This window comes from Pedobacter sp. BAL39 (assembly GCF_000170795.1).
Lineage (GTDB): Bacteria > Bacteroidota > Bacteroidia > Sphingobacteriales > Sphingobacteriaceae > Pedobacter.
The window spans coordinates 1-24,485 of record NZ_ABCM01000002.1 but is presented as its reverse complement, the minus strand read 5'-3'; the positions used below and the strand labels follow the sequence as shown (position 1 = coordinate 24,485).

Below are 24,485 nucleotides of genomic sequence, written 5' to 3'. Positions count from 1 at the left end.
AAAGCGGGTATCATTTGATCTGCTCCATTAGCAGCGCTCCCCCTTAAGGATGATCCCTGCACTCAGTCTGTTACCCGCATAGGTAATTACCGCTGTCTGACTGGACTAAAACGGCTTGCAGCATACCTTGTCGTCACTACAACAACAGGTATAGGGACGACAGGCACTGAATGTGAACAACTCCGGAGCCGGAGTCAAAGGGTAGAAAGGTTGAGTTTGAACAGAAGCAGGCATAGCCGAATTTCTTTTGGTTGTCCTGCAAACATAGTGAAAAGACGACTAAAACAGTATACTTAATTGTTTTTATTTTTATTCTCTTAAATCACTGATTTCCAACAGATGTGAAAATGGACTATTTGACGAGATCATGTTATTTATCGCGGACACAACGGAATCCAACATGTTCCATGCTGCTGTCGCCGCTACTTTTCATCCTTCTGGCAACGCGATATCCAGAACAATAGCTGTCATTGCACAGGAAGGAACCTCCCCTCAGCACATGTTTCTCTGTATGCGGTTCATCCGGGTCGAAGCTGCTGCCCGGGCCTTTGGGATTTTTGACTCCGGATTTTACCTCCTGGTAGTAATTGCTATGGTAGAGATCGGCGCACCATTCCCATACATTGCCGGCCATATCGTACAATCCGTATCCATTCGGCGGAAAAGATTTTACAGGTGCCGCAAGGTAGTATTTATCCTCCAGCGTGTTTTTGACAGGAAATGTACCTTGCCAGGAATTGGCTTTGGGTTTTCCGATATTCACAGATTCATTGCCCCAGGGATAGATATTATTTTTCAATCGTCCTCTGGCGGCCAGCTCCCACTCTGCTTCTGTAGGCAACCTAGTGCCTGCCCATTTGCAATAAGCCTGCGCATCTTCCCAGGAGACATGAACCACGGGGTAATCATCTTTAGCACTCCATTCACTGTCCGCGCCATGTGGTTTTCTCCAGTTTGCCCCTTTTGTCCACTCCCACCATTGGGTATAATCATTTAAGGACACCTCATTTCCGGGAGCTTTAAAAACAAGCGATGCCGGCACCAGCAAACTCTCGTCGGGCTTAGGCGTTCCGGGAGGAACTTGTTTTTTCAGTTCTTCCCAATCGGGTTTTCTTTCGGCAGTCGTCACATAACCTGTTGCTTTCACGAATTCAGCAAACTGTTTATTGGTGACTTCAGTAACATCTATCCAGAACCCGTCTACCGTTACATTATGTTTAGGATACTCATCCTGAGCGGCCTGATCATTGTCCGCACCCATAGAGAATGTTCCTCCATCAATCCAGACCATATTTTTACGGACGATACCTTTCAGCGGTTTGATTGCAGCATCCAGTCTCTGAACCGCAAAACGGGATGGGATATTGGATTCACAACAAATGGCAACGGAATCTTTATATAGTTTTCGATTATCAGTACTTCCGGAGACATTATTTGCCTTACCCCCGCTGCAAGCCATCTCCAGGGTTGTGCACATCAGGAAAAGTAATTTGGTGAGGTCTCTTCGCATATTCTTTACTTCTGTAGATATTTAAGGTTCGGTACCCATCAAATATAGTGCTTTCCATAAAGACTACAAATCAACTATACATTATTTATACTAACCCAGGATTTTATTTATGTGACGCCTCACCCACCCCTGACATACCTCCGTCATTTGGCATCTTAAATTTGCGGCACACAATGTAAAAAACAATTTATGATCATTCAATTAGCAAATTTGAACCCGGTAAGCGTATTCCTGGCTTTTGTAGCTTCCTTGCCATTAACCCCAATATTTCAAGGCCGATCCTATATGGCGTCATCACCGGAAGTTATCATTTATTAGGTATGTTTATTGTAGGTATGGTGATCATCGTTATGAAATAATCAGCAAATGGGAGAAAAAGAGCTGGAAACTTTTTGTCCTGCAAGCCGGCAGGACTGGAGGGCATGGTTGATAAAAAATCATGAGTGTAAACAGTCTGTCTGGCTTGTTTATCACAAGAAAAATGCGGGTATCCCCACGGTGACTTATAGTGATGCTGTCGACGAGGCACTTTGCTTTGGATGGATAGACAGTACGCGGATCTCTCTTGGAAGCGATCAGTTCAGGCAGTTTTTTTGCAAGAGAAAACCCAGAAGTGTCTGGTCAAAGATCAACAAGGAAAAGGTCAGGAAACTAATTGAGGATGGACTGATGACTCCGGCCGGTCAGGTCTGTATCGAAAATGCAATACAAAATGGATCATGGACAACATTAGACGAGGCAGAAGAACTGATCGTACCGGCAGATCTGCAACAGCAACTTCAAAGCCATCCAGGAGCAATCATCTATTTCGAGCGCTTAAGCCCATCTGCAAAAAAAGCCATCCTGCAATGGCTGGTTTTGGCAAAACGCCCGGAAACCAGGCAGCGTAGAATCGACGAAATTGCGACTCTTGCTGCTCAGCAGCTGAAACCAAAACAATTCCGATAGTAATCGAAACAAAAGTCGTCCTTGTGTACTTTATTTGTTATTTATAAGATTTTGTTTGAAATTCATAAAAAAATGCACCCTGATGGGTGTTATCTTTGGTTGAATCCATCAATTGCCCTGTTAATTATCACATGAAAGAGATTGCTGACATCTTAAAGGCCTATCACATTGCTGAAAAAGAACGCAAGAGAACTGCGCTGGCGACTGTAGTGAAGGTGGAAGGTTCGTCTTACCGAAGGGCCGGTGCCAGGATGTTGGTTACGGAAGACGGTCAACTTACGGGTGCCATCAGTGGGGGTTGCCTGGAAGGTGATGCGCTGAGAAAGGCGCGCGCTGCGATCCATCAGCAGGAAAACAAACTGGTCACCTATGACACCACAGATGAAGACGATGCGCGCTTGGGTGTTCAGTTGGGATGCAATGGCATTGTATATATTCTTTTTGAACCCATCAATACAGCAGATGAACTGCATCCCATTGCTTTGTTGACTGCAGTTCAGGAGCAACGGAAAGACAGTGTCCTCGCGGTGCTGTTTTCCCTGCATGACCAGCAACAGCCTGGTACTTGCATGTTTCTGAATACAGATCAGTTGTTAATCAAAGGTAATATCAGTAAAAAAAACAGCAAGATAACCGGTCAGCTGCGTGCTGATGCGCATCGGGTGCTGGAACGAAAAGGGTCAGTTGTAAAATCCTACCGCATCGATGATGTAGCCAGCGAAGCATTGCTGGAATTTATCCCCCCTCCCATTTCGCTGATCATCGCCGGAGCGGGCAACGATGCACAGCCACTGGCACAAATGGCCTGGCTGCTGGGCTGGGAAGTAATGGTGGTTGATGGGCGTCCTACCCATGCCACGGCAACGCGTTTTCCGCATGCTAAAGAAGTATGGGTTGCAAAGCCGGCACAATTGATGGAAAAGATAATTATTGATGAACAGACGGCTTTTGTGCTGATGACACATAATTATAATTACGATATGGAACTCCTGAACCTCCTCATGGATACCAGCACCAGATACATCGGCTCATTGGGTCCCAGAAAAAAGCTCATCAGGATGCTGGAAGAGCTGGACAGGGACGAAAGTCGCAAGGAGCAACGGCTCCATGGACCAGTAGGTCTGGACATCGGTGCGGAAACTGCTGAAGAAATTGCCATCTCCATATTGTCTGAAATTAAAGCTGTCTTTTCCGGGGCTTCAGCCATCCCGTTAAAGGATAAAAAAACAGCAATCCACATTCATGAAATCATTCAGGGCTAGCGATGGGAACAGGGATGATCATATTGGCGGCGGGAAATTCAAGCAGGATGGGCAAACCTAAACAGCTAATGACTTATCAGGGAAAAACATTTCTGGATATTGTCACTGCAGAAGCACTTAAAACGGGATGTAAACCACTGATTGTGGTGCTCGGTGCATATGCTGAAGAGATCACCGCACAACAACTGCAGGCCGCTTCATACCTCATCAATGACCACTGGCAACAAGGAATGTCCTCCAGCATCATTGCCGGACTATCTGAGGCAATAAAAATGGCCCCTGAACTGGACAACATCATCCTGATGGTTGCAGATCAGGTTTTCATCCGGTCAGCTGTATTGGAAAGCCTCATCCAAAAACAGCAAAGCAGCGGAAAAGGAATTGTGGCAAGCAGCTATTCAGGTACCCTGGGTAGCCCTGCCCTGTTCAATAAGAAATATTTTGAAGCCCTGTTGTCCCTCAAGGGAAAAAACGGAGCAAAAAGCCTGATAAAATTATACAGTGAAGATGTTGATGCCATTGATTTTGAGCTTGGCCATATTGACATTGACACGGAACAAGACTATAAACATTTAATCCAGTCATAATGATAGCAGATTCTTTTGGAAGAGTGCATGATTACCTGCGGATATCACTAACTGATAACTGCAACTTTCGCTGCTTTTATTGTATGCCGGAGGAGGATTACGATTTTAGTCCCGCATCCAGACTCATGCAACCGCATGAGATCATGGAACTTGCAGGTACATTCGTCGCCCAGGGAGTTAAAAAAATCCGTCTGACCGGCGGTGAGCCGCTCGTACGCAAAGATGCAGCGGCCATTATCTCAGCGCTCGGAAAACTCCCTGTAGAGCTGGTGATCACAACCAACGGTACGCGCATTGCCGAAATGTTGCCCGTCATGCTGGAAGCAGGGATCAGAACGGTCAACATTAGTCTGGATACCCTTCAACCGGAAAAGTTCAAGCTCATTACCCGCCGCGACGTGTTCCATCAGGTACGCAGCAACATAGAGCTGCTGCTTCACCACAAGGTTAAAGTAAAAATAAACATGGTGGTAATGAAAGGACTTAATGATGATGAGATCAAGGATTTCATCGACTGGACTAAACACCATCCCATACAAATCAGATTTATAGAATTCATGCCCTTTAGTGGCAATAAATGGACCAGCAACAAGATGTTTTCACTGGAGGAGATCCTGGCATCCATCGCGAAGGACTTTACCGTTCTGCCTGTTGAAGGTGCAGCTCATGATACAGCGAAAAGTTTTCTGATTCCCGGCCATGAGGGGTCTTTTGCCATCATCAGCACTATGACTGCCCCTTTTTGCAGCAGCTGCAACAGGATGCGCCTCACTGCCGACGGTAAGTTAAAAAATTGCCTGTTCTCTGATGGTGAGACGGATCTGTTAACAGCATTGAGGAATGGAGAGCCGGTATTACCACTGATTCAGGCTTCCATCTGGAGTAAAAAAAAGGAACTCGGAGGACAGCTTAAAACACATTTTGAAAACCTGAATGCTGAAGACATTAAAAACAGAAGCATGATTACCATTGGGGGATAATTTTACATGATTACCGTAGAAGAGGCAAAAAAACTGATCAACGCGAACATAAGGCCACTTCAGCCCGTCACATCGGAGCTGAGAGCCGCCTTCGGACACACACTTGCCGCGGATGTGTATGCGCCATATGACATCCCTGCTTTCAGACAGTCCTCCATGGATGGATATGCCCTTATCTTCGGCGACCGGGATTTAGAACTCTCTGTAATCGGAGAAATGGCTGCTGGCACGGCTGCGCAGCTGACGATACGAAATGGCCAGAGCACGCGGATTTTTACAGGAGCACCACTACCTGAAGGCGCCGACACTGTTGTGATGCAGGAGAAAGTCACTCGCCAGGGTATCAAAGTGGTTGTCGATGATCTCCAGCTGGTAAAGGGCGCCAACGTGCGTGAGCGAGGTGCTGAAGTCGGAGCCGGTGCACTGGCCATGCCCAAAGGAAGTTTACTTGGCCCGGCCGCACTGGGATTTCTTGCCGGGATTGGCATTACCAATGTCGAAGTCTATCCGATGCCCAGGGTATCCCTCATCCTCACAGGAAAGGAACTTCAGCAACCTGGACAGGCCCTGAGCTTCGGTCAGGTTTATGAGTCCAACTCCTACTCCCTCTCTGCCGCCTTAAAGGCAGAAGGTATTGGAGAATTGAGCATTGTCGAAGCTGACGACGATCTTGAAATACTGACTACCGTTCTGAAGTCAGAGCTCGAGAAAAATGATGTTATTCTACTCACCGGGGGGGTAAGTGTGGGAGATTACGATTTTGTGATTGAAGCATCACAACGTTGCGGTATCCAGCAGATCTTTCACAAAGTAAAACAGAAACCTGGGAAACCATTGTTCTTCGGCATGAAGGAGGAAAAACTGATTTTCGGGCTACCGGGAAATCCATCTTCTGTGCTGAATTGTTATTACAACTATGTACTCCCAGCGCTAAAAACTTTGTCGAGAAAAGACAACAGCGTGAAGGAAATTGAGGCTCAGCTTAGTCACGGCTATCAAAAACCTGCAGGGCTGTTTCAGTTTCTGAAAGGTCATTATGAAAATGGCAAAGCAACTGCACTACATGCACAGGAATCATTCAGGCTCAGCTCTTTTGCAAACGCCAACTGTCTGATTTGTTTACCTGAAAACACGCAGGAATTTAAAACAGGGGACCATGTCAAAGTGATGTTGTTACCCGGATAAAAAGGGTGGGCCGACAACTGAAAATGCTGGCAACCGTTCCAGCAGGTGATAAAACCTGGAGCTGAAGACACAGCAAATTATTAAAAAAACAACATCTTATTCGTAGATTGAAAATATGGAAATAGAGATCATCAGTTTCGGTAAAATATCCGAATTCATCAGCCATCAGCAAATAACGCTTACGGACCTCGATAGTACGGATGAGCTGAAGGCTTATCTTGAAGCGCAATTCCCGCAACTGGCTGCAATGAAATACAAACTTGCCCTCAACAAAAACATCGTACAGCACAACCTGAAGATCAAACATCAGGACACCATAGCAATCATGCCCCCATTTTCCGGTGGATAGTTGATATGAGGACAGAACGATACAACAGACAACTCATCCTTCAGGGATTCGGCGAAGCGGCGCAGCTTAGACTTGCGGGAGCACGTGTATTGGTGATTGGTGCTGGTGGCCTCGGATGCCCGGCCCTGCAATACCTCACTGCCGCCGGCATCGGGCATATAGGAATTGTGGATCATGATACAGTTTCTTTATCGAACTTGCATCGGCAGATCCTGTACGGCGACGATAATCTGGGTCATTTAAAAGTTGAGGCCGCAGTAAAACGGTTACATGAATTAAATCCAGATATCACACTGATTAGTCAACCTTTATCTGTCAAAGCAAACAACATCCTGAACATCATAAAACCGTATGACTATGTATTCGATGCGACAGATAATTTCACATCGAGATACCTCATTAATGACGCCTGTGTTTTGCTAAAAAAAACTTTGATCTTTGCGGCCGTTTCCGGTTATGAAGGACAGCTGGCAATCTTCAATGGAGGGGAACGATCGAAAGATCGAACCAACTATCGCGACCTGTTCCCTGTTTCTCCGGAACCAGGAGAAATCGCAAACTGCGCTGAAGAAGGTGTACTGGGTGTTCTTCCCGGCATCATCGGAACCATGGCGGCGGCGGAAATCATTAAACTGATTACAGGCATTGGTGATCCCCTGATCAACAAAATACGACATTACCACCTGCTGACTGGGCAGCAATACGAAATGAACATCAGCCCCGCAAACAACTATACCTTTGCAGATACAGAAAAAGAATTTTTATACATGCATACTCCATCCCCGGTAGAACAGACACAGGATTACCTGGAAATCGATGCCACGCAATTACAGGAGCTTCAGCAGCAAGCCTCTACCCTGCTCATTGACGTCAGGGAACGTCATGAATTCCCAACGCTCGATGCAGCGCAATATCGTAAAATACCAATGTCGGAGTTCAGCGAATTCCTGCGGTCGGATGTCGACGAAACAAACATTGTACTGCTATGCCAGCACGGAATCCGAAGCCAGGCAGCAGCAGAATCCTTATTTCAAAAATACGGCCATACCAAAAACATCTACAGCCTGAAAGGTGGAATTGTAAAGTGGCGCAATCATTTTTAACGATGGACAATAAGAAGATAAAAAACATATTCAGCACGGGACCGATCGAACCTGCTTTTATTGCCGACAGCATCGGTAAACATAGCTCAAAAACGGCAATTGGTGGCCATAGCATCTTCATGGGCCAGGTGCGGAAAGATGAAGTTGATGGTCGTTTCGTGACGGCAATTGAATATACCGCTTATGAAGAAGCCGCCCTGGAGAAGATGCATGAGATCCGCGAAGCAATATTCGCAAAATACCCCCTCAGCTGTATGCACATCCATCATAGCCTTGGTACCGTAAAAGCGGGCGCCATCTGCCTCTTTGTGTTTACCTCATCCGCACACCGAAAACCTGCCATTGATGCTTGCGCGGAGGTGGTGGAACGCATCAAGACGGAGCTGCCCATATGGGGTAAAGAGCTTTTTGACAACGATACTCATCAGTGGAAAGAAAACAGCTAAAATGGTAGACATTACAAAAAAATCAAGCACCCTTAGGGTGGCCATTGCCACGGCAACGGTAAAAGTATCAAGGCAGGAGACCATTGACGCCATCCTGCAACGCAAGATCCCAAAAGGCGATGTCTTCGAGTTTGCACGTGCTGCGGGTTTATTTGGTGTTAAACGTACCAGCGACATGATACCAGACTGTCATCCGCTGCCGATAGAATACACCTCCATCAGCTACGAAATAAAAGAACTGAGTGTGCTCATCACGGTTGAAGTGCACACCGTATACAAAACAGGTGTTGAGGTGGAAGCGATGCATGGCGCCTCTGTTACAGCACTGACCATGTATGACATGCTAAAGCCAATTGACAAAGGGGTAGAAATACAAAATATACGGCTACTGGAAAAGTCGGGTGGAAAATCCGACCTGAAGAACAGCAAATTTCCCGATCTGCAGGCCGCCGTGGTGGTTTGCTCGGACACCATATTCAATAAGCAGGCAGAAGACAGCTCCGGAAAGGCAATCATTGCACGACTGGAGCATTTGGGCATCCGCACTGCCATTTACGAGGTGGTACCCGATGAACTGGAGGCCATCAGGGCAAAAGCTATCGAAATCGCCGGTCAAAACCATCAGCTGCTATTGTTTACCGGTGGCACGGGATTGTCTCCACGTGATGTAACGCCTGAAGCCTTGGCACCCCTTATTGATCGCCAGATCCCCGGAATCATGGAAACCGCCAGACGATACGGCCAGGAACGTATGCCCTACGCCATGTTATCACGTGGAATTGCCGGCTTTATTGGAGAAACCCTGATACTGACACTCCCCGGATCTAAAAAGGGCGTAGAGGAAAGCATTGATGCCTTATTCCCTCAGGTACTGCACCTATTCAAGGTAAATAAAGGGCAAAAACATTAACTACCGCGCTAGAAAAACACGTTTTATGGCATCGAGATAACCGTAACCATAGACATTATCTGGTTGAAGGTAACTCGTTTCAGTCCATTCATTCCAGCTATTGATGGTAATCAACGGTACCTGCTTCGGGTGGGCATCAGCATAAGCTTTCGCCATCCGAAGGCCTTTTTCGAAGTTTTCAGGAGTGTTGTTCTTCACTACGGCGCTTTTTCCTGTCCGCGGACTGTTGTCCCAGCCCACGCTGATGTGGGGATAATAATTGAATTCGAAAGCGGTATCGATTCGCGCCCATTCCTTTTCGACGGCTGTCAGGATATCAAGATAATCTTTATTAACTTCTGTAAAATGGACAAACTGATAGTGTGTGGCACTGGTAAACCCCAGTTGTTTGACGAAGGCATTTTCCGGATTACTGGTTTTAGAACCATCAAAACCACTGTGGTTGACATTGATAGACCACATGGTGAGCTGTAGTTCCAAGCCCGGAAAACCAGCCCTTTTTGTCTCTTCTTTAAACCATTTTAGGGCATCTTCGGCCTGACCGACGCCACCCAGGCCAGCGATGAGCTGGGGCATATCATAAATCATAAATACGGGCTTTCCATCGATCTTGTAATACTGTGGCAGTTTGAAATACTTCTCAATATTACGTTTGCAGATCTTTTCAAATTCTGTACGATTTACTTTTCCTGTCCAGATGACATTCTCTTCATTGTATTTATTGAGGCGGGTGTCCCAGGTGTTTACGACATCATGATTGGCCCACATGAGATAGAATTTCATCTGATTGACATTGTCTGCTTTCAGAAAACCGTTGTCGAGCGTAGTCTCCATAAAAGCCCTCCCGTCGTACCAATACCAGTCAAATATAAATACGTTCACACCATGACTGACCGCCTGATTGATTTCCATAGACATCACCGCAGGGTCGGCCTCATTGACTGTCCCCCACAGCGGTTTCCTGTTCCAGTAATGGCCCGGAAGGCGATCCTGCACATTCGTTACCGTTTCCCATTCTCCATTGCCATCCGGCCAGAACGGTCGAAGACGTGGATCATCGCTGGCATATGCAGGATACAGAAAGGCTGCAACATCATATTTTCTGTTTTTTGCGGCATTGTTTTTCTGACCTTTTAAGAGAGGACCGGTCGCCAGCACGGCCGTAAAAGCCAGTAATTGCAGGAGTTGTTTTGTGTTCATAACGGATCATTTGGCTGCTCCATGAACGAAGCTCACCAAATGTAATCCTTTAGGCAGAAGAATGTATCCTGTACTGTCCTGATCAGTTTTTAGAAGCTGACATCATCTGCGACATTACCTCCCTGTTGGGCCGCAAATTTCTCCGCATACTCTTTCTGTTTTTGCTGCTGGTAATCGATAAACTGGTGCATGTCATTGTAGTCGCTTTGTGTCATCCATTTCATGGCTACCGCCTGGAAGTCGCCCAGGTTAATGCCATAGTTATCCTGAATCCACTGCGCACCATCAATGCCGTAGGCGTACGCCGCCTGTCTGGCACCACAAAGCTCTTCATAGAAGTAACGGTCATTGGTAATTTTCTCCAGGTTCTCATTCCCCTCCGCTGTGCTTTCAGCCTGCATGCTCTCCAACTTCGGATGTGTAGCACCTTCCATGAAATACTGACCATATAAGGTCACCAACTGATAACTAACATCCTCCTGCATGCGTTTTCCCCAAAGGGTATTCACTTCATCCCAGATGACACTGTCAATTCCCAGGGCCCTGAAGATTTCCTCTTCGGTCACACCAGTGGATAATTTCATCGCAATAGCGGCATAGTCTTTCAGGGAAATGCCGTGGATCGGCGCTAACAATGGATTTTCTTGATTGCTCATAATTTAAGGTATTTGTAATTGTCAATATAGATTTGGATCATAATGATAGATGATCTCATTCACAACTTTAATGCCTATTCAGATCCATTCGATAAAAAGCTATTTACAATTAAAACAAACTAAACACTGATGGTAAATTATTTTACAAAGAAGAATTTACTTTCACCACCTTCAACCTTCCATTCCTCATGACCATAATAACGGTCACCTCTGATGGTTCCTGATGGAGCGTTGTCCAGCGACTGATTGAATAACGCCTGAAAAACTGTACATTCCTCATGATCCAGGTACCTGACCTGCAAACCTTTGATGATAAAATCATTGACAAAAAAAGGAATAAACCGATAGCCTTCGTAGCGCTCTTCTATCATACTCTTCAGCTGTTCAAAGTACTGCCTGAACTCTTGATGCGGAGAGGCCGTTACTGCATTAATTGAGTGGTAATTACGGTCATACGAGTCCAGTACTGGCTCTACCACCGTACTCTCATCTATACCATAAATGGTAAAGAACTGACCTACAAGACTAATTGCGATGCTTATCTTTTTGACTTTACTGAAGCCTTCCAACTCTATTTTTTCAATCATCAGATCAGCACTTACACTTGGTGCCTGCCCGTAAGTGGTACCGCGTACCTCAAGGTTGTAATGCTCAGCCAACCGGTTCTCAAACTCCAGCCAGGATTTGTAAAAATCATTCTCATGATGAATGGTCTCCACCACACGCCTGTCCAGTGCCTGAATGCCAGGGTAATTGAAATAGGTAAGGTCTTCACCGCGTTGAATTCCTATCGGATAGCACTCGTGAATGGCATGATAAACTGGCCAAAAGTCATGGGTCTGGATGTTAAAGGTAAATTGATTCTTCTGCATGCGGCGTTAAATTAGAATGGAATATAGCAAAAACTATTTTACACATTCATCATAACAATCAATTTTAAAGCTGACCAGGAGCATTATCTTTGAAGCAGTAATAACTCGCACAATCCTATGACCGACCCAAATTATATCCGCGCCTACAGACTAATCAATACGCCCGATGGAGGCTGCACATTTGAACCTGGTAAACTTCCTACAAAAATGCCTATGGAGACCGGCAATTTCTGGATCCAGAACGAAATTGATGAATATGAAAAAATAAGCCATCCGGCACCAAGGAACCAATATGTCGTAACCTTGAAAGGAACCCTGCGTTTTAAGGTCACGGACGGGACTACTTTCATCATTGAGCCCGGCATAATTTTAATCGCTGAAGACACCATTGGCAAAGGACACAGCTGGGAACTGATTGAGGGAGAAACATGGGAGCGACTGTATATCCCATTGGCAATGAATGCCTCAGACAATTTCATTCCAGAAAAAGGATAGATAAAGCACACGTCAATAGTTCTTTACATATTAATGAAACTTATTCATTTTCGCCCTGTTCTCTCTTTACTAAAATCTACGAACATGGAAAACAATCAAGAAAATCAATTGCAAGAAGAAGAGATCCCAACACTGGAACAGTTTCAGGTCGGCCGTAATGCCGAGGCGGATGACAATCAGGAAGAAGGCGGAGAAACCGCAGGATACACCAGCGACGAAGTTGAGTTTGCGGACGGTGAAGGTACACAGTTAGACGACGAAATCGATGGTCCCGAGGATGACGATGATTTCAGTGATGACGACGACCTTAGCGATGACGATGATGACGATGCACTTGTTGCTGGAGAAGACGAAGCCGGAACCTCTGAGGACGACGATGATGCAGACTTTGAAAATCCTGCGCCCGAAGACGATCCTGCCTAAGCAGCTTATTGCAGTGTGGCAGCAAATCAACCAATTGCTGAAAAACACTACTAACACTAAACGGCCCCTGAACTTCAGCAAATGATCAGGGGCCGTTTAGTGTTAAAAGAAAAAAGTACTTCTTGTCGTTGACCTAATTGATCCTGGCTGCCCAGCCACCATTCCTGGCCAACTTAATATGTATGGTCTCGCCCGCCTTCACGGTCGATTCTTTTCTACGGTAATCCATTGCCTGACGTCCGGCATTGATACCATCTTCAAAAGAGACCATATTGAAAGATTGTCCTTCCTTTAAAAAATCAAGTTTCAAATCAAATTCGCGTGTAGTTTCTTTATTATTGGTCATTCCTCCAATGAACCATTGCTCTCCCTTACGTTTTGCCACTATAGCGTATTCTCCTGCCTTGGCAGCCAACGACCGCGTTTCATCCCAGGTGACGGGAACACTTGTAATGAAATCTGTACAGTCAGCATTCCGGTAATAAAGCGTGGGATTGTCGCCCAGCATCTGAAGTCCGCTTTCAAAGATCACAAATAACGCCATCTGGTAAGCTCTTGTACCAATACTTGCCGCATTCGGACGTCTCGCACCATAAGCTTCTGGTTGCATACTCAACATGGCTCCAGGTGTATAGTCCATTGGACCTGCAGCGTTCCGCATGAACGGGAAATAAACGCTGTTGTCTGGCGTAGCGCCCCCCATCTGCTCCATTCCCCTTACCCCTTCGTAAGAGAGTACATTTGGATATTTATACTCCAGTCCGGCGGGTTTGAACGAGCCATGAAAATCGACAAAAAGGTTATATTTTGCTGCTTCTTTGGCAACACGGTCGTAATAATTCACCATCCATTGGTCGCTGCGGTCCATAAAATCTATTTTCACACCTTTCACACCCCATTCGCTGAAAGTTTTAAAAAGCCCGAAATTATTTTCCACGGTAAGCCAGGTGAGCCAGAGGATGATCCCTACATTTTTTTGTTTACCATAGGAAAGCAGTTCCTGAAGGTCTACATCCGGGTTGGGTTCAAAAGGGTTCCTGGTATCCTTTGCCCAGCCTTCATCCATGATGATGTATTTGATGCCATACTTGGCAGCGAAATCGATGTAATACTTGTAGGTGTCCAGGTTATAACCCGAAACAAAGTTCACATCCGGACCATAAGGGGCAGCGTCATTCCACCATTCCCAACTCACCTGCCCCGGTTTGATCCATGAAGGATCCTTGATCACACTTGCCGACGCCAGCTTTTTAGTCATGGTATTCGTAATCAGCTGACCATCATCCTCTGTGACCACAAAGTAGCGCCATGGAAAACTCCTGGTTCCCGAAGTGCGGGCAATGTAACCTGCTTCTTTTAAGATCTTCTGACTGCGGTCTCCGTCTTCACCAAACTCAAGCGGAGCTTTCGGAAAAGTGGCCATCATCCCATTTTTATCATTTCCTTTCAGGAACATTGCCGGGTAATCCTGAAGGTCGGACTCCGAAATTAATATTTTGGGCCCTTTACGTGTATCGATCAGCACAGGCAACGTAGACATCTGATCGGAGGATTTCCAGGCATTCGATGAAAGGTGTGTGTAAGGCTCCTCATACGCAGTCTTAAATCCGCCGGATTGCTGAAGATGCAGCTGATAATCCGCTGGGAACTGAATCGAAAGGGCTTCATCCAATACATCAACACTGCCTTTTTTCCTGGTGATGAAGCGATAAGCGAGCCCCTCATTGTAAGCCCGGAACTCTATGGCGTAATCGCCGGCAAAATCCATTCTCAGCAGATGGTACTCATTGTGGATTTTTGAAAACTTAAGCGGCACCACCGGCTGCAGCTCATTCTTCACCAAGGTAATGGTTTGCTTCTTCAGCTTGGGATTTGACCCTAAGGTCTGGTCTTTCAGCTGAAGTCCCAACGAGGCTTTGGAAATCAACCGCTCACCAGAGAGGGAAACTGCATAATAGATTTTGTCTCCCAGCTCAATATCGGCAGTCAGTTTACCGTTTGGCGATTTGAGCGCAATGCTTTGCGCCACAGAAAGCTTGCACAGGACGACCAGCAATACAATCAGGAAAGGTTTCATTGTTTGTGTGTTCATATTTGATCAGGTATTTGAGATATTTATTATTGCTAAATGCTTTTATGCGTTAAAGAGAATGCCACACCCGGTTCCGGTCAAACTGCTCTCATCCTGTACACAGCGAAATTGGGGATTGGTATATCAGACCGTTAAAATAAACATTTTATTAGAATTCAAGCACATTACGCATTTACATCAACCTTAGTAGAAATCAGATTGGCCTTGATGGTGATCTTTCGTTGCTCATACTGAAAGATCCGGAAAAGCAAAAAGGGAACTCACGTTCCCTTTTCAGTAAAATTGCAGTTCAGTTGAACTAAGGTTAGTTTGCCTTGTCCCACCACACGCGTGTATTGATGTTGTCAGCGCCTTGCCTCCCTACAGCAGTATTCAACTCTGCCGGATTTTGAAGCTGCTCATTTAAAGGATACCTGTATCTTCTTGGGATCAGCCCCCCATTTTGATTACCCGGACCAGCTGTCAATACAGGGAATCCTGTACGACGCCATTCAAACCAATTCTCCAGACCGGTATAGAAAAGAGATATCCATTTCTGGGTAATGATTTGTTTCAATGCATTGGCCTGATCAAACTGTACACCGGTACGCGTCAGATAGTTGGATGGCATTGTTGTATTCAGGTAAATGAAGGCTCCTTCTATACCTTTTTCATAATAGGTCTGCGCCGTTGTAGGCGTTGTGATCAGGTTTTTAAGCTTTGCCTCCGCCAGCAGAAACTGCAGCTCTGGGTAGCCCATGATGTAGCCTTTAGCCACCAGAAGACCCGCAGGAGTAATTGAGTTTTCATAATAAAAGCTACCCATTCGGCTAATGTTATTTGATCCACCGTTGTAGTTCAAAGCCTCAGTATCATTCAGTCCATTTGGCATGCCCACATATACCGGATTGCCTGCACTTACAGATCCGGATGTAGGGCGTGCAAATATCGCAATCCTTGGATCTGAAAATGACTGAAGTGTATTTGCGAAGGTGAGGCTCAGGCGATACTCATCAAATCCTCCAATCCTGTTGGTATAGTTCGGAAACTGATTTGGCGCCTCAGCATAGTAAGAATAATCACCGTCGTCAGTATTATTGACGAAAACAGGGTTTTCTGCGGTATTAGTTACAATTTGCTGTAACCTTGAAGCGACATCTTTCTTTGCAGACATCCTCATCAGGTACCTTACGCGAAGACTGTTGGCCAGTTTTCTCCACTTCAAAAGATCACCTTGATAAATCAGATCGCCTTTTAAGGTGGCATTGGCTGTGGACAATATAGTATTTGCACTTTCAAGATCTTTCAATATTCCTTCATAAATGCTCTCCTGGGTATCATATTTAGGCTTGAACACATTTTTATCTCCATTGGTCGCTTCGGAATAAGGCACATCACCATATACATCAGTAATCACCGAGAACATCCATGACTTCATGATCAGTGCTACACCCGTATACGCAGGTTGCGCTGAAGACTCAGCCAGTTCCGTGAGTTTTTTGACGTCGCGCATGATCCCATAATATGAATTCCAAACACCATCCTTGTTGCCCCACACATAACGGTCCTCATCCACAAACTGATATTTGGCCGTCTGCTGAACAATTAATGTACCTACACCCCAGGCCTCCCCCATTTGTGTATTGACAGCAGTCCTGATGATCGATGGTAATAAGAGATCTGGTGTGATCACCGTGATGGCATTTGGGTCCTGATTTTTCTCTGCAAAATCTTTTGTACACCCAGCAAGTGTGAACAGGCAGACGGCAGCACTTAAAAAAGTGATTTTTATGTTGTTTTTCATTTTATCGCGGTTACAAGTGGTATTAAAAGTTAAATTTCAGGTTCAAACCAAGAGATTTGGTTGTCGGGATAGACGATGACTCCACACCCGGAACAAACGTTCCTCCGGACATCGCTACCTGCTCAGGATCGATATGAGGTACTTTTGAGTGTACCCAAAGATTTCTTCCCACAAGAGAGATCGACATATTGGTGATCCTGTACTTCTGGAGGAACGACGAAGGAATGCCGTAGCCCAGGCTCAGCTCTCTTAGTTTAATAAAAGAAGCATTATAGGTTACAGGTTCTGCTATGGAACGACCATTTGTAAACGCAGAGTTCCAGGCCCTCGCCGTCAGCTTCACATCATTTGGGCGATAGGTACCGTCAGCATTCTGGATCACTCCAGGGCTGATCACACCATTGCCTGGCAACGAAAGGTCATATCCATTCTCACGGCCAAGCAGCGTCTCCTCCAATTGCCCCGCTTCCCTGCCGACCACCTGTGTCAGCGAGAACACCTTACCACCATGGCGTACATCAAAAAGAAAGCTCAGGTTTACCCCTTTATAGGCAAAAGTGTTCCTCAGACCGGCAAGCCAGTCGGGATTGTAGTTCCCAAGACGCTCTCTCGTACCAGTACTTAAAGGTCTTCCTGTCTCATTGTTGATGATCTGTCCATAATAAGGGCTATTGGTATCTTCTACTCTTTTGTACACCTCACCATACATATCGCCCATCCTGTTTCCTACTCTTGCCTCAATGGAGATGGCCTCCTTACTCGCCATTTGATATACGTTGATGTCATCCGTCAGGCTGATCACTTTACTGTTATTCTTCGAGAAGTTGATGTCAAAATCCCACCTGAACTGGCTTCTTACCGGAGTAGTGTTGACCGCCAGCTCAATGCCCGAATTCTGGATTTCACCAGCATTTAGGATTTGTGTATTCCATCCGCTGGTGATGGATACCGGAACGTTGTTCAGGATCTGGTTTTTAGTATTCATATGGTAATAACTCACATCAAAACCCAATCTGTTGTCCAGGAATTTCCACTCCAGACCACCCTCAATGGAAGTACTGATTTCCGGCTTGATGTTATAGTTGCGCAATACGCCTGAGGTATTGAAAACCGGGTTACTGCCGATTGGATTCTGCTTATTATAAGCTTGAGTAAAAGCATAAGGATCAGTATCATTACCACCTTTGGCCACACTCAGCCTTGCCTTTCCATAGCTGATCCATTTTGGAAGTTTTACCATCTGGCTGATGAGTGCGCTCAGGGAAACAGAAGGATAGAAATAGGAATTATCTGTGATCCCCAATGTCGCATAGTTTACCGGCAGCGTAAGGGCACTTGACCAGTCGTTACGTGCAGTAATGTCCATGTAGAGATAGTCCCTGAACGACAATTGAGCAGCTCCGTACAAGCTGTGTACTCTTTTTCTAGGATTGAAAACTTCCGTCACCAGGGGTATTGCTGAATTGTTCAGGTTGTAAAGACCTGGTGTCAGCAGCTCTGTTGTAAAGGTGCTGATCTGGTCGTTATTATTGATGCGCATATTACCACCAGCATTCAGGGACAGACTGAAGTCTTCATTGATCTTAGGCGTTGCGTTGATCAGGAAATCCAGGTTGGTTTCTGTATTCTCCACACGCTCTTCCCTGTAGGCGCCTCTTGGATAACGCTGTGTGCTGAATGCTCTTTTACGTTCCCTCAGCTCGTTGCCATAATCCGTACCCGCACGCATCATCACATTCAACCAATTGGTCACATCATACTTTAAAGCCACATTTCCGATCAGGCGATGTGCATTCTGAGCATTTGTGTTTTCATAAAGGTTGAAGTAAGGATTGTCATGATAGTTGTAATTGAAGTTAAACTGCTGTCTGCCTTCCATTCCTTTTACCCAATAGTCTTTCAAAGAGTTGAGGTCTACCTGCTGCCCCATCCAGTTGTTCAACAGGTAAATGATATTTTCAGTACCGTAACTGATATTGGGCCTGTTACCGCTTTCATTCAGGATGTAGTTGACACTGGCTTTTACATTTAATTTCGGCGTAAGGTTGTATTCTGAGTTGAAAGCAAAGGTATTTCTCTTCAGGTCCGTATTGGGAACAATTCCCTTCTGATAAAGGTTGGTATAGGAAACACGGAAACTTCCTTTGTCGTTGCCGCCGGTCAAGGCGATATTATTATTCAGGGTGACGCCGGTTTCGTAGAAGTCATTCAGGTCGAACTTATTGGTCCAGGGAGTAGCGGTAATCGCGCCCCTTGCGGCGAGGTTGGCCGCAGAACCCAGGGTACCATCATTAATCAGGTAGATGTCGCCGCCACGGTAACCGTTAGCTGTTGGGGAATCAAACTGAGGGATCAGCTGGCCATTGAAAGCCGGACCCCAGCTTTCATCCACGCCATCACGTACCCCTGATCCAAGACCATCAACAAAAGAAAACTCCCCGTCATTACCCTGACCGTATTTCTTCTGAAAATCAGGGAGTACCAATGGCGACTCTAGGGTGAATCCTGAGTTGACGCTGATGCCTACACCTTTAGAACGTTTACCGCTTTTAGTGGTAATCAGGATCACACCATTGGCAGCTCTGGAACCATATAAAGCGGCAGCATTCGCGCCTTTCAAAACGTTGACAGACTCCACATCGTCAGGATTGATCAATGAAGCGCCGTTGCCGTAATCCACCTCCTGGTAATTACTGCCTGAAGATCCATAACTGTCATTGCTGATCGGAATACCGTCAATAACATATAGAGGCTGGTTGTTATTAATGTTCAATGACTTATCGCCCCTGATGGTTACCCGTGCGGAGCCCCCTACACCAGAAGGGCTGTTCATCACCGTTACACCAGCGATCTTACCGGCAAGACCACTGGAAAAATTGGCTTCACGGGCACGGTCCAAATCATCACCTTTAATTTCCTGTGCCGAATAACCGAGCGACTTTTTCTCCCTGGAAATACCCAGAGCAGTCACGACTACCTCTGTAAGGTCATTGTTCTCTTCATCAAGCTGGATATCAAAAGTCACTTTTCCATTTATAGGAACCTCTTGTGTACGATATCCGATATAGCTGATGACCAAAACGGCTTTGCCATCGGGTACATTCAGACTAAACTTTCCATTGGTATCAGTGGTTGCTCCCCCGGTTGATCCTTTTACGCGGATAGAAACGCCAGGAAGTGCTTGTCCATTTTTATCGGTTACCTTGCCGGTAATGTCAATTGCTTTTTTCAGGCTACGCAATTCGACAGCTGCCGATGCTTGTGTGATAGCCACTCCACTACCTGTCAGCAGAAATAACGGAATGATTCCTCTGCGCAGGAATAGCGGGCACTTTTGTAAAGTAAAATTTCTCATATAGTATGCGGTGTTATTGATGGATAGCACTTTGGCTATTGGCGACAATATTAGGCATCGACTATTACGAAAAAAGTAATTCAAAGTTAAGTTAACGGTTATGTTTGAATGCTCAGCTTAGATGTTTACCTTCATTCCCATGGCCGGCATCAATAAATTTCAAATATCAGAAGACGAAAAGTCCATCAAATGGCGTTTCGACATCCAGGAAGTAAAGTTGAATTTCAATAACCGTATTTTTCAGGCTGTTTTATTAGAAAATAAACAGCAAATCCTGGTGATCACAGACATTAATGAGTCGGGCAGGGACAATCTCTTCTTTTATGCTGCAGATGGCTCCTTATTTGCAAGGCCGGAGCTGTTAAATGCTCCTGAAAAGATCATTGGTGCCTATGCGATATGGTATCTTGAACATCAGGAAGAGCAAACCCTCATCCTTTTGCCGGAACACCGGCGTGATTACGACATCAAGTGCCTTTTCAATATGAATACCCTTAAGTGTTCTGATTTTTCAATTACGAGATAAGTCCGTCCTGAGAGTGATGTACCGCAGCGGCAGTATGCTCCAGAGTAGACATCAGCAAGTTCATATTCAGTGGCTTAGACAGGTATTCGTCCATACCTGCATTCAGGCACTTTTCACGGTCTTCCTTCATCGCATTAGCGGTCATCGCAATAATGGTCGGCTGTTTAATGTCTAACAGGCGGATCTGCCGCGTTGCTTCCAGCCCGTCCATCTCAGGCATCATCACGTCCATTAACACGAGGTCATACCGTTTTGCAATGCACATCTCCAGAGCCTCATGACCGTCATGAGCTACATCAGCCTGATAACCCAGCTTTAGTAAAATGGTGGTTGCCAGTTTTATATTGATCGGATTATCTTCAGCAATCAGGATCCTCAGCGGATTTTTCTCTGCAAAGGCCGCGGAGAAAACACTGGTTTTATGGACCACCTCAACGGGATCATCTGTTTTATTTTCATCAGCAACAACCTGAATGGTAAAAGAAAATATGGATCCTTTCCCCTCTTTGCTTTTCACCTCAATGCTGCCATTCATTAAACTGACAAGCTTCTCACTGATGATCAATCCAAGGCCAGAGCCTCCAAACTTTCTGTGACTGGTAGAATCGAGCTGCGAGAAAGCCTTAAACAAATGGGAAATTTTATTCTTGGGGATACCAATACCTGTATCATGGACTTCAAAACCAATGGTAATGCGGTTCTCTACGGTCCTCAGCAGACCCACTTTCAGGAAAACATGACCAACAGTTGTAAACTTGAGCGCATTATTTAAAAGATTGATCAGCACTTGTCGCAACCTCAGATCATCAGTAATGATGTATTTTGGTAGTGCGGGATCAAGCTCATATCTAAGTGCCACTCCAGACATCAAAGACTTCTCTGCAAAAAGATCAATCACATCCAGGATACATTTTTTGAGCTCAAAAGTACGTTCCTGAAGATCCATGTGTCCTGATTCTATCTTTGAATAGTCTAGTACATCATTGATCACACTCAACAATGCCTCAGAACTGGTATTGATGACATTGACATAATCGGCCTGTTCAGCTGAGAGTGGGGTATTCTTCAGTAAGGAGGTCATTCCCATTACGCCATTCATGGGGGTACGGATCTCATGGCTCATCGTCGCAAGAAAAATGCTCTTCGCACCCGCTGCATGCTCCGCTTCCCGCTTGGCTTTCTCCGCTTCTCTTCTCGCTTTTTCTGCCTCCTCCCATGCCAGTACGGCCTCGTGACTCGACCTCAACAATTCTTCATTCAGTTCCTCCAGTGTCTGCTCATATTTCTTCCGCTCTTCAAGATGAAGAAACATTCCATGCTGAGCTACATTGTATTTATTCAGATGGTACGCCCACAATCCACAAACGAAATAAATGACTCCTGTAAGGATAATATGGATCACCATGGTTTCAAACTGAAGATAGTCGAGCGGAGTAAAATAGACCGACTCATAACCTATGCTCTGCAGGTAATTGAGCCCCAGATGGTGCAACACCACAAAGACCAGAATAGGAATCTGTAACTTCCATTTCTGATAAGTGATGAGTATGGCACTACCAATAAATGCGAAAAAATGCATTTCAAACAGTCCATGCATCTGAAAGATAAACTGCGCCATAAAAATGCCGAGACACACACTGAGCACATATTGATATAGATCTGAAGATGGTAATAGTAACTTCACAGAATAATAAGCCAATAGCAGTGTCCCTCCCACACCAATAGCGATGTCCCAGGTACCATAATAAGTAGCAAAGTAAAGTCCGGCGAAAAAGAAAGCAATCAAAAAATAGTTGATCAGTTTATCAGAGCGTTCCTTCACGTCAGTCCTGAAGTCTTTTATATAACTTTCATCCTGAAGATACGGCTTTTTCAAGTTCTTAACACCCATTACAAATTACAATTAGGTAAAGTGCAACCATAAGCCTTAAGCGCCATCGCATCAAACTTCAGGTCATTCCGGTGTGCAATCACCCCATCTAACGCAATGCGTGCGTAACTGGTGGCCTCATCTGTGCAATACCTGCTTTTGTTATAATTTCCGCGATAGAACAATTGCTGCTGATCCGTCAGCACAACCGCCTGTGGAGTAGAATAAACACCGCATGAGGCGGCGAGTTTCGCATCGCTGATGACGGGAACGGAAATGCCAAATCGCTTCCGGATGTCTTTTGCGCTATAGTTCTTACTGGTCATTAATACGACCACAAAGTCAACGTCCTTACTATAGTTTTTCACCAATGTATTAAACTGCGCGACGTTGAACCTGGAGCATGGACAGTCAGGGTTGAAAAAATGTAACAAAACAGGCTTGTGCTTTTGACGGGCAATGGATGATGGCAGCCCGATGTGTTCACCATTGTGCACCTGCTGATACGACGCTGGAACCGGCGTCGGTAGCAGATATACCAATTGATTAAACCAAAAAAAACCGAACACAATAAGCGCCAGCATAAGCAGCCATACGACTACCATCCACTTTCTCATTAACTCCCCAATTACGTTGAAATCAATCCCCCGATTGACATTAGATGCTATGTACGGATATGATCGTGGTATGGATTTATTTTTTTTAATCTATTTAAATTTTGCCCGCAACCATTTACGGGCCGGCTCATCGTACCACTTCAAGGTGAAATAAGCCAAAATAATACTTCCTATCAAAATGAGTAACGCGTATGGCAATACCTCCACAAGCGTTATGCCTTTATGATTGCTGATCCAGGCAACATAAAAATATACCAGGGGATAATGTACCAGATACAGTGGATAGGAAATATCGCCTAAAAATTTACAAACCTTGTTTTCTCGGCGGCTTTGCATGACTCCACTGGCACCAACATAAACAATTAGCGGGAAAATGATAATGATGCAAACCGATTCATAAATCCCATTCATCCAGATATGCTCAGCACCCCCGATACGTGGCATATAAAGTACGATAGCCACTAAAATGCCGCACCACAAAAAGGCATTTTTGATGTGGGTTGGTTTTGCAACACGTGAAAGTAAAAGACCAGCGAAGAAAGGGAACATGACACGGGTAAATCCTATGCGTACCTGCTGCACATTTAACGTCCAACCACCACTCACATCACCGTTTGTTATCGCCAGATGTGCAAGTGCCACCGCCGAGATCAGCACTAAAATACTCAGCGCGGTTTTGGAAAATTTCCGGATCCAGATGGCGTATAGAATATTGGCAATGTATTCAAAGAACAGTGACCATCCCACGCTGTTCAGGGGATGCATCTCCTCCCAGCCACGTATATCGAGCGATAAAGGCACGGGCAGGATGGTGTAGCCGATCAGCATCACCAACAACATCTTCCATACAGGTACGGTATGAATGAGTGGCCATAGCGTAGAATCAGTAAAATAGAATCCGATGGCACCGAGGGTCATTCCCAGAATAACCATTGGCTGAAGGCGCTCAATACGGCGTTTGAAGAAACTCCCAACGGTCATTTTATTCCATCGGTCGTCGTAAGCATAGCCGATCACAAAACCCGACAACAAAAAGAAAAAATCTACCGCAAGGTACCCATGATTGACAAATTTATCCAGGTTACTGGTAGATAAAGGTTCAGCGAGATGAAAGGTGACTACGATAATGGCCGCAATACCGCGAAGGCCGTCCAATATAGGATAATGTGGCTTGGCGGACAGGTCGTTATTATTCATTGATAATGTTTGATATACTGGTTAGAATTTGAATTTTTTGTAAAATATAAAAGATGGGCCAAACCGTACAATTTTTTTGCACTTTTAGAGCATTTATATCAATTTATATAAAAAGGGTG

Annotated in this window: 22 protein-coding genes; 12 read left to right on the top strand and 10 right to left on the bottom strand. The window is 45.3% G+C overall.

Translation table 11 applies throughout. From position 1 onward, the window contains the following. Nucleotides 1-370: 370 nt before the first annotated feature. A complete protein-coding gene (locus tag PBAL39_RS02395) occupies nt 371-1,510 on the bottom strand; it encodes a formylglycine-generating enzyme family protein (protein ID WP_008237898.1) in 1,140 nt (379 codons plus the stop codon). A gap of 366 nt (nt 1,511-1,876) precedes the next feature. Here PBAL39_RS02395 and PBAL39_RS02390 point away from each other — a divergent pair, with 366 nt between their 5' ends. From PBAL39_RS02390 to moaCB, 9 genes are all read left to right on the top strand, one after another. Next, nucleotides 1,877-2,458, top strand: coding sequence for a YdeI family protein (locus tag PBAL39_RS02390; protein ID WP_008237897.1), 582 nt, complete (start codon nt 1,877-1,879; stop codon nt 2,456-2,458). A 131-nt stretch (nt 2,459-2,589) separates the two neighbouring features. Next, on the top strand, nt 2,590-3,720 hold the full coding sequence (locus PBAL39_RS02385) for an XdhC family protein (protein ID WP_008237896.1): 1,131 nt from the start codon (nt 2,590-2,592) through the stop codon (nt 3,718-3,720). 2 nt (nt 3,721-3,722) lie between these two features. After that, nucleotides 3,723-4,307 carry an NTP transferase domain-containing protein gene (locus tag PBAL39_RS02380; RefSeq protein WP_008237895.1) on the top strand — a complete coding sequence of 195 codons (585 nt, stop codon included), beginning with the start codon at nt 3,723-3,725 and terminating at the stop codon, nt 4,305-4,307. Then, nucleotides 4,307-5,287 carry a GTP 3',8-cyclase MoaA gene (moaA, locus tag PBAL39_RS02375; RefSeq protein WP_039865996.1) on the top strand — a complete coding sequence of 327 codons (981 nt, stop codon included), beginning with the start codon at nt 4,307-4,309 and terminating at the stop codon, nt 5,285-5,287. Before PBAL39_RS02380 ends, moaA begins: the two co-directional genes overlap by 1 nt. A 6-nt stretch (nt 5,288-5,293) precedes the next feature. Next, complete coding sequence (glp, locus tag PBAL39_RS02370; RefSeq protein ID WP_008237893.1) at nt 5,294-6,472, top strand: gephyrin-like molybdotransferase Glp; 1,179 nt, start codon at nt 5,294-5,296, stop codon at nt 6,470-6,472. Nucleotides 6,473-6,587: 115 nt separating this feature from the next. Beyond that, the gene (locus PBAL39_RS02365; protein WP_008237892.1) at nt 6,588-6,821 is read left to right on the top strand and encodes a MoaD/ThiS family protein; all 234 of its coding nucleotides are present in this window, start codon (nt 6,588-6,590) and stop codon (nt 6,819-6,821) included. 5 nt (nt 6,822-6,826) lie between these two features. Continuing rightward, nucleotides 6,827-7,924 carry a ThiF family adenylyltransferase gene (locus tag PBAL39_RS02360; RefSeq protein WP_008237891.1) on the top strand — a complete coding sequence of 366 codons (1,098 nt, stop codon included), beginning with the start codon at nt 6,827-6,829 and terminating at the stop codon, nt 7,922-7,924. 2 nt (nt 7,925-7,926) lie between these two features. Next, nucleotides 7,927-8,370 carry a molybdenum cofactor biosynthesis protein MoaE gene (locus PBAL39_RS02355; protein ID WP_008237890.1) on the top strand — a complete coding sequence of 148 codons (444 nt, stop codon included), beginning with the start codon at nt 7,927-7,929 and terminating at the stop codon, nt 8,368-8,370. A 1-nt stretch (nt 8,371) separates the two neighbouring features. Next, a complete protein-coding gene (gene moaCB, locus PBAL39_RS02350) occupies nt 8,372-9,280 on the top strand; it encodes a bifunctional molybdenum cofactor biosynthesis protein MoaC/MoaB (RefSeq protein ID WP_008237889.1) in 909 nt (302 codons plus the stop codon). Here moaCB and PBAL39_RS02345 read toward each other — a convergent pair whose 3' ends face one another. The 3 genes from PBAL39_RS02345 to PBAL39_RS02335 form a co-directional block, all read right to left on the bottom strand. Then, on the bottom strand, nt 9,281-10,480 hold the full coding sequence (locus PBAL39_RS02345; protein ID WP_008237888.1) for a glycoside hydrolase family 99-like domain-containing protein: 1,200 nt from the start codon (nt 10,478-10,480) through the stop codon (nt 9,281-9,283). Nucleotides 10,481-10,569: 89 nt separating this feature from the next. Further along, complete coding sequence (locus tag PBAL39_RS02340; RefSeq protein ID WP_008237875.1) at nt 10,570-11,136, bottom strand: DUF6620 family protein; 567 nt, start codon at nt 11,134-11,136, stop codon at nt 10,570-10,572. Between the two features lie 137 nt (nt 11,137-11,273). Further along, nucleotides 11,274-12,008, bottom strand: a complete 735-nt coding sequence (locus PBAL39_RS02335) for a hypothetical protein (protein ID WP_008237873.1) — start codon at nt 12,006-12,008, stop codon at nt 11,274-11,276. A 117-nt stretch (nt 12,009-12,125) separates the two neighbouring features. Between PBAL39_RS02335 and PBAL39_RS02330 the strand changes: the two genes are divergently transcribed. Beyond that, nucleotides 12,126-12,503, top strand: coding sequence for a hypothetical protein (locus PBAL39_RS02330; protein ID WP_008237871.1), 378 nt, complete (start codon nt 12,126-12,128; stop codon nt 12,501-12,503). 84 nt (nt 12,504-12,587) lie between these two features. Then, nucleotides 12,588-12,926 (top strand): hypothetical protein, encoded by a 339-nt coding sequence (locus tag PBAL39_RS02325; RefSeq protein ID WP_008237869.1) that lies wholly within the window; start codon nt 12,588-12,590, stop codon nt 12,924-12,926. A 133-nt stretch (nt 12,927-13,059) separates the two neighbouring features. Here PBAL39_RS02325 and PBAL39_RS02320 read toward each other — a convergent pair whose 3' ends face one another. The 3 genes from PBAL39_RS02320 to PBAL39_RS02310 all read right to left on the bottom strand — a co-directional run bounded on the left by PBAL39_RS02320 (nt 13,060) and on the right by PBAL39_RS02310 (nt 20,156). Further along, entirely contained in the window at nt 13,060-15,018 is a 1,959-nt protein-coding gene (locus PBAL39_RS02320; RefSeq protein ID WP_232282885.1) for a glycoside hydrolase family 97 protein, read from the bottom strand. 304 nt (nt 15,019-15,322) lie between these two features. After that, nucleotides 15,323-16,801, bottom strand: a complete 1,479-nt coding sequence (locus PBAL39_RS02315; protein WP_008237865.1) for a SusD/RagB family nutrient-binding outer membrane lipoprotein — start codon at nt 16,799-16,801, stop codon at nt 15,323-15,325. 22 nt (nt 16,802-16,823) lie between these two features. After that, nucleotides 16,824-20,156 (bottom strand): SusC/RagA family TonB-linked outer membrane protein, encoded by a 3,333-nt coding sequence (locus tag PBAL39_RS02310; protein WP_008237862.1) that lies wholly within the window; start codon nt 20,154-20,156, stop codon nt 16,824-16,826. 121 nt (nt 20,157-20,277) lie between these two features. Here PBAL39_RS02310 and PBAL39_RS02305 point away from each other — a divergent pair, with 121 nt between their 5' ends. Then, on the top strand, nt 20,278-20,682 hold the full coding sequence (locus PBAL39_RS02305; protein WP_008237860.1) for a hypothetical protein: 405 nt from the start codon (nt 20,278-20,280) through the stop codon (nt 20,680-20,682). Here the strand turns inward: PBAL39_RS02305 and PBAL39_RS24470 are convergent. From PBAL39_RS24470 to PBAL39_RS02290, 3 genes are all read right to left on the bottom strand, one after another. Beyond that, nucleotides 20,672-22,573 carry a response regulator gene (locus PBAL39_RS24470; protein ID WP_008237859.1) on the bottom strand — a complete coding sequence of 634 codons (1,902 nt, stop codon included), beginning with the start codon at nt 22,571-22,573 and terminating at the stop codon, nt 20,672-20,674. The two genes, PBAL39_RS02305 and PBAL39_RS24470, sit on opposite strands and share 11 nt — an antisense overlap. Then, nucleotides 22,573-23,169 carry a redoxin family protein gene (locus tag PBAL39_RS02295; RefSeq protein WP_008237858.1) on the bottom strand — a complete coding sequence of 199 codons (597 nt, stop codon included), beginning with the start codon at nt 23,167-23,169 and terminating at the stop codon, nt 22,573-22,575. The genes PBAL39_RS24470 and PBAL39_RS02295 overlap by 1 nt, the downstream gene beginning before the upstream one ends. A 90-nt stretch (nt 23,170-23,259) precedes the next feature. Beyond that, nucleotides 23,260-24,366, bottom strand: a complete 1,107-nt coding sequence (locus PBAL39_RS02290; protein WP_008237857.1) for an acyltransferase — start codon at nt 24,364-24,366, stop codon at nt 23,260-23,262. Between the last annotated feature and the right edge of the window lie 119 nt (nt 24,367-24,485).

Coding starts and splice junctions, on each gene's coding strand:
- PBAL39_RS02395 (WP_008237898.1), bottom strand. CDS start 1,510: ATGCGAAGAGACCTCACCAAATTACTTTTCCTGATGTGCACAACCCTG.
- PBAL39_RS02390 (WP_008237897.1), top strand. CDS start 1,877: ATGGGAGAAAAAGAGCTGGAAACTTTTTGTCCTGCAAGCCGGCAGGAC.
- PBAL39_RS02385 (WP_008237896.1), top strand. CDS start 2,590: ATGAAAGAGATTGCTGACATCTTAAAGGCCTATCACATTGCTGAAAAA.
- PBAL39_RS02380 (WP_008237895.1), top strand. CDS start 3,723: ATGGGAACAGGGATGATCATATTGGCGGCGGGAAATTCAAGCAGGATG.
- moaA (WP_039865996.1), top strand. CDS start 4,307: ATGATAGCAGATTCTTTTGGAAGAGTGCATGATTACCTGCGGATATCA.
- glp (WP_008237893.1), top strand. CDS start 5,294: ATGATTACCGTAGAAGAGGCAAAAAAACTGATCAACGCGAACATAAGG.
- PBAL39_RS02365 (WP_008237892.1), top strand. CDS start 6,588: ATGGAAATAGAGATCATCAGTTTCGGTAAAATATCCGAATTCATCAGC.
- PBAL39_RS02360 (WP_008237891.1), top strand. CDS start 6,827: ATGAGGACAGAACGATACAACAGACAACTCATCCTTCAGGGATTCGGC.
- PBAL39_RS02355 (WP_008237890.1), top strand. CDS start 7,927: ATGGACAATAAGAAGATAAAAAACATATTCAGCACGGGACCGATCGAA.
- moaCB (WP_008237889.1), top strand. CDS start 8,372: ATGGTAGACATTACAAAAAAATCAAGCACCCTTAGGGTGGCCATTGCC.
- PBAL39_RS02345 (WP_008237888.1), bottom strand. CDS start 10,480: ATGAACACAAAACAACTCCTGCAATTACTGGCTTTTACGGCCGTGCTG.
- PBAL39_RS02340 (WP_008237875.1), bottom strand. CDS start 11,136: ATGAGCAATCAAGAAAATCCATTGTTAGCGCCGATCCACGGCATTTCC.
- PBAL39_RS02335 (WP_008237873.1), bottom strand. CDS start 12,008: ATGCAGAAGAATCAATTTACCTTTAACATCCAGACCCATGACTTTTGG.
- PBAL39_RS02330 (WP_008237871.1), top strand. CDS start 12,126: ATGACCGACCCAAATTATATCCGCGCCTACAGACTAATCAATACGCCC.
- PBAL39_RS02325 (WP_008237869.1), top strand. CDS start 12,588: ATGGAAAACAATCAAGAAAATCAATTGCAAGAAGAAGAGATCCCAACA.
- PBAL39_RS02320 (WP_232282885.1), bottom strand. CDS start 15,018: ATGAACACACAAACAATGAAACCTTTCCTGATTGTATTGCTGGTCGTC.
- PBAL39_RS02315 (WP_008237865.1), bottom strand. CDS start 16,801: ATGAAAAACAACATAAAAATCACTTTTTTAAGTGCTGCCGTCTGCCTG.
- PBAL39_RS02310 (WP_008237862.1), bottom strand. CDS start 20,156: ATGAGAAATTTTACTTTACAAAAGTGCCCGCTATTCCTGCGCAGAGGA.
- PBAL39_RS02305 (WP_008237860.1), top strand. CDS start 20,278: ATGTTTACCTTCATTCCCATGGCCGGCATCAATAAATTTCAAATATCA.
- PBAL39_RS24470 (WP_008237859.1), bottom strand. CDS start 22,573: ATGGGTGTTAAGAACTTGAAAAAGCCGTATCTTCAGGATGAAAGTTAT.
- PBAL39_RS02295 (WP_008237858.1), bottom strand. CDS start 23,169: ATGAGAAAGTGGATGGTAGTCGTATGGCTGCTTATGCTGGCGCTTATT.
- PBAL39_RS02290 (WP_008237857.1), bottom strand. CDS start 24,366: ATGAATAATAACGACCTGTCCGCCAAGCCACATTATCCTATATTGGAC.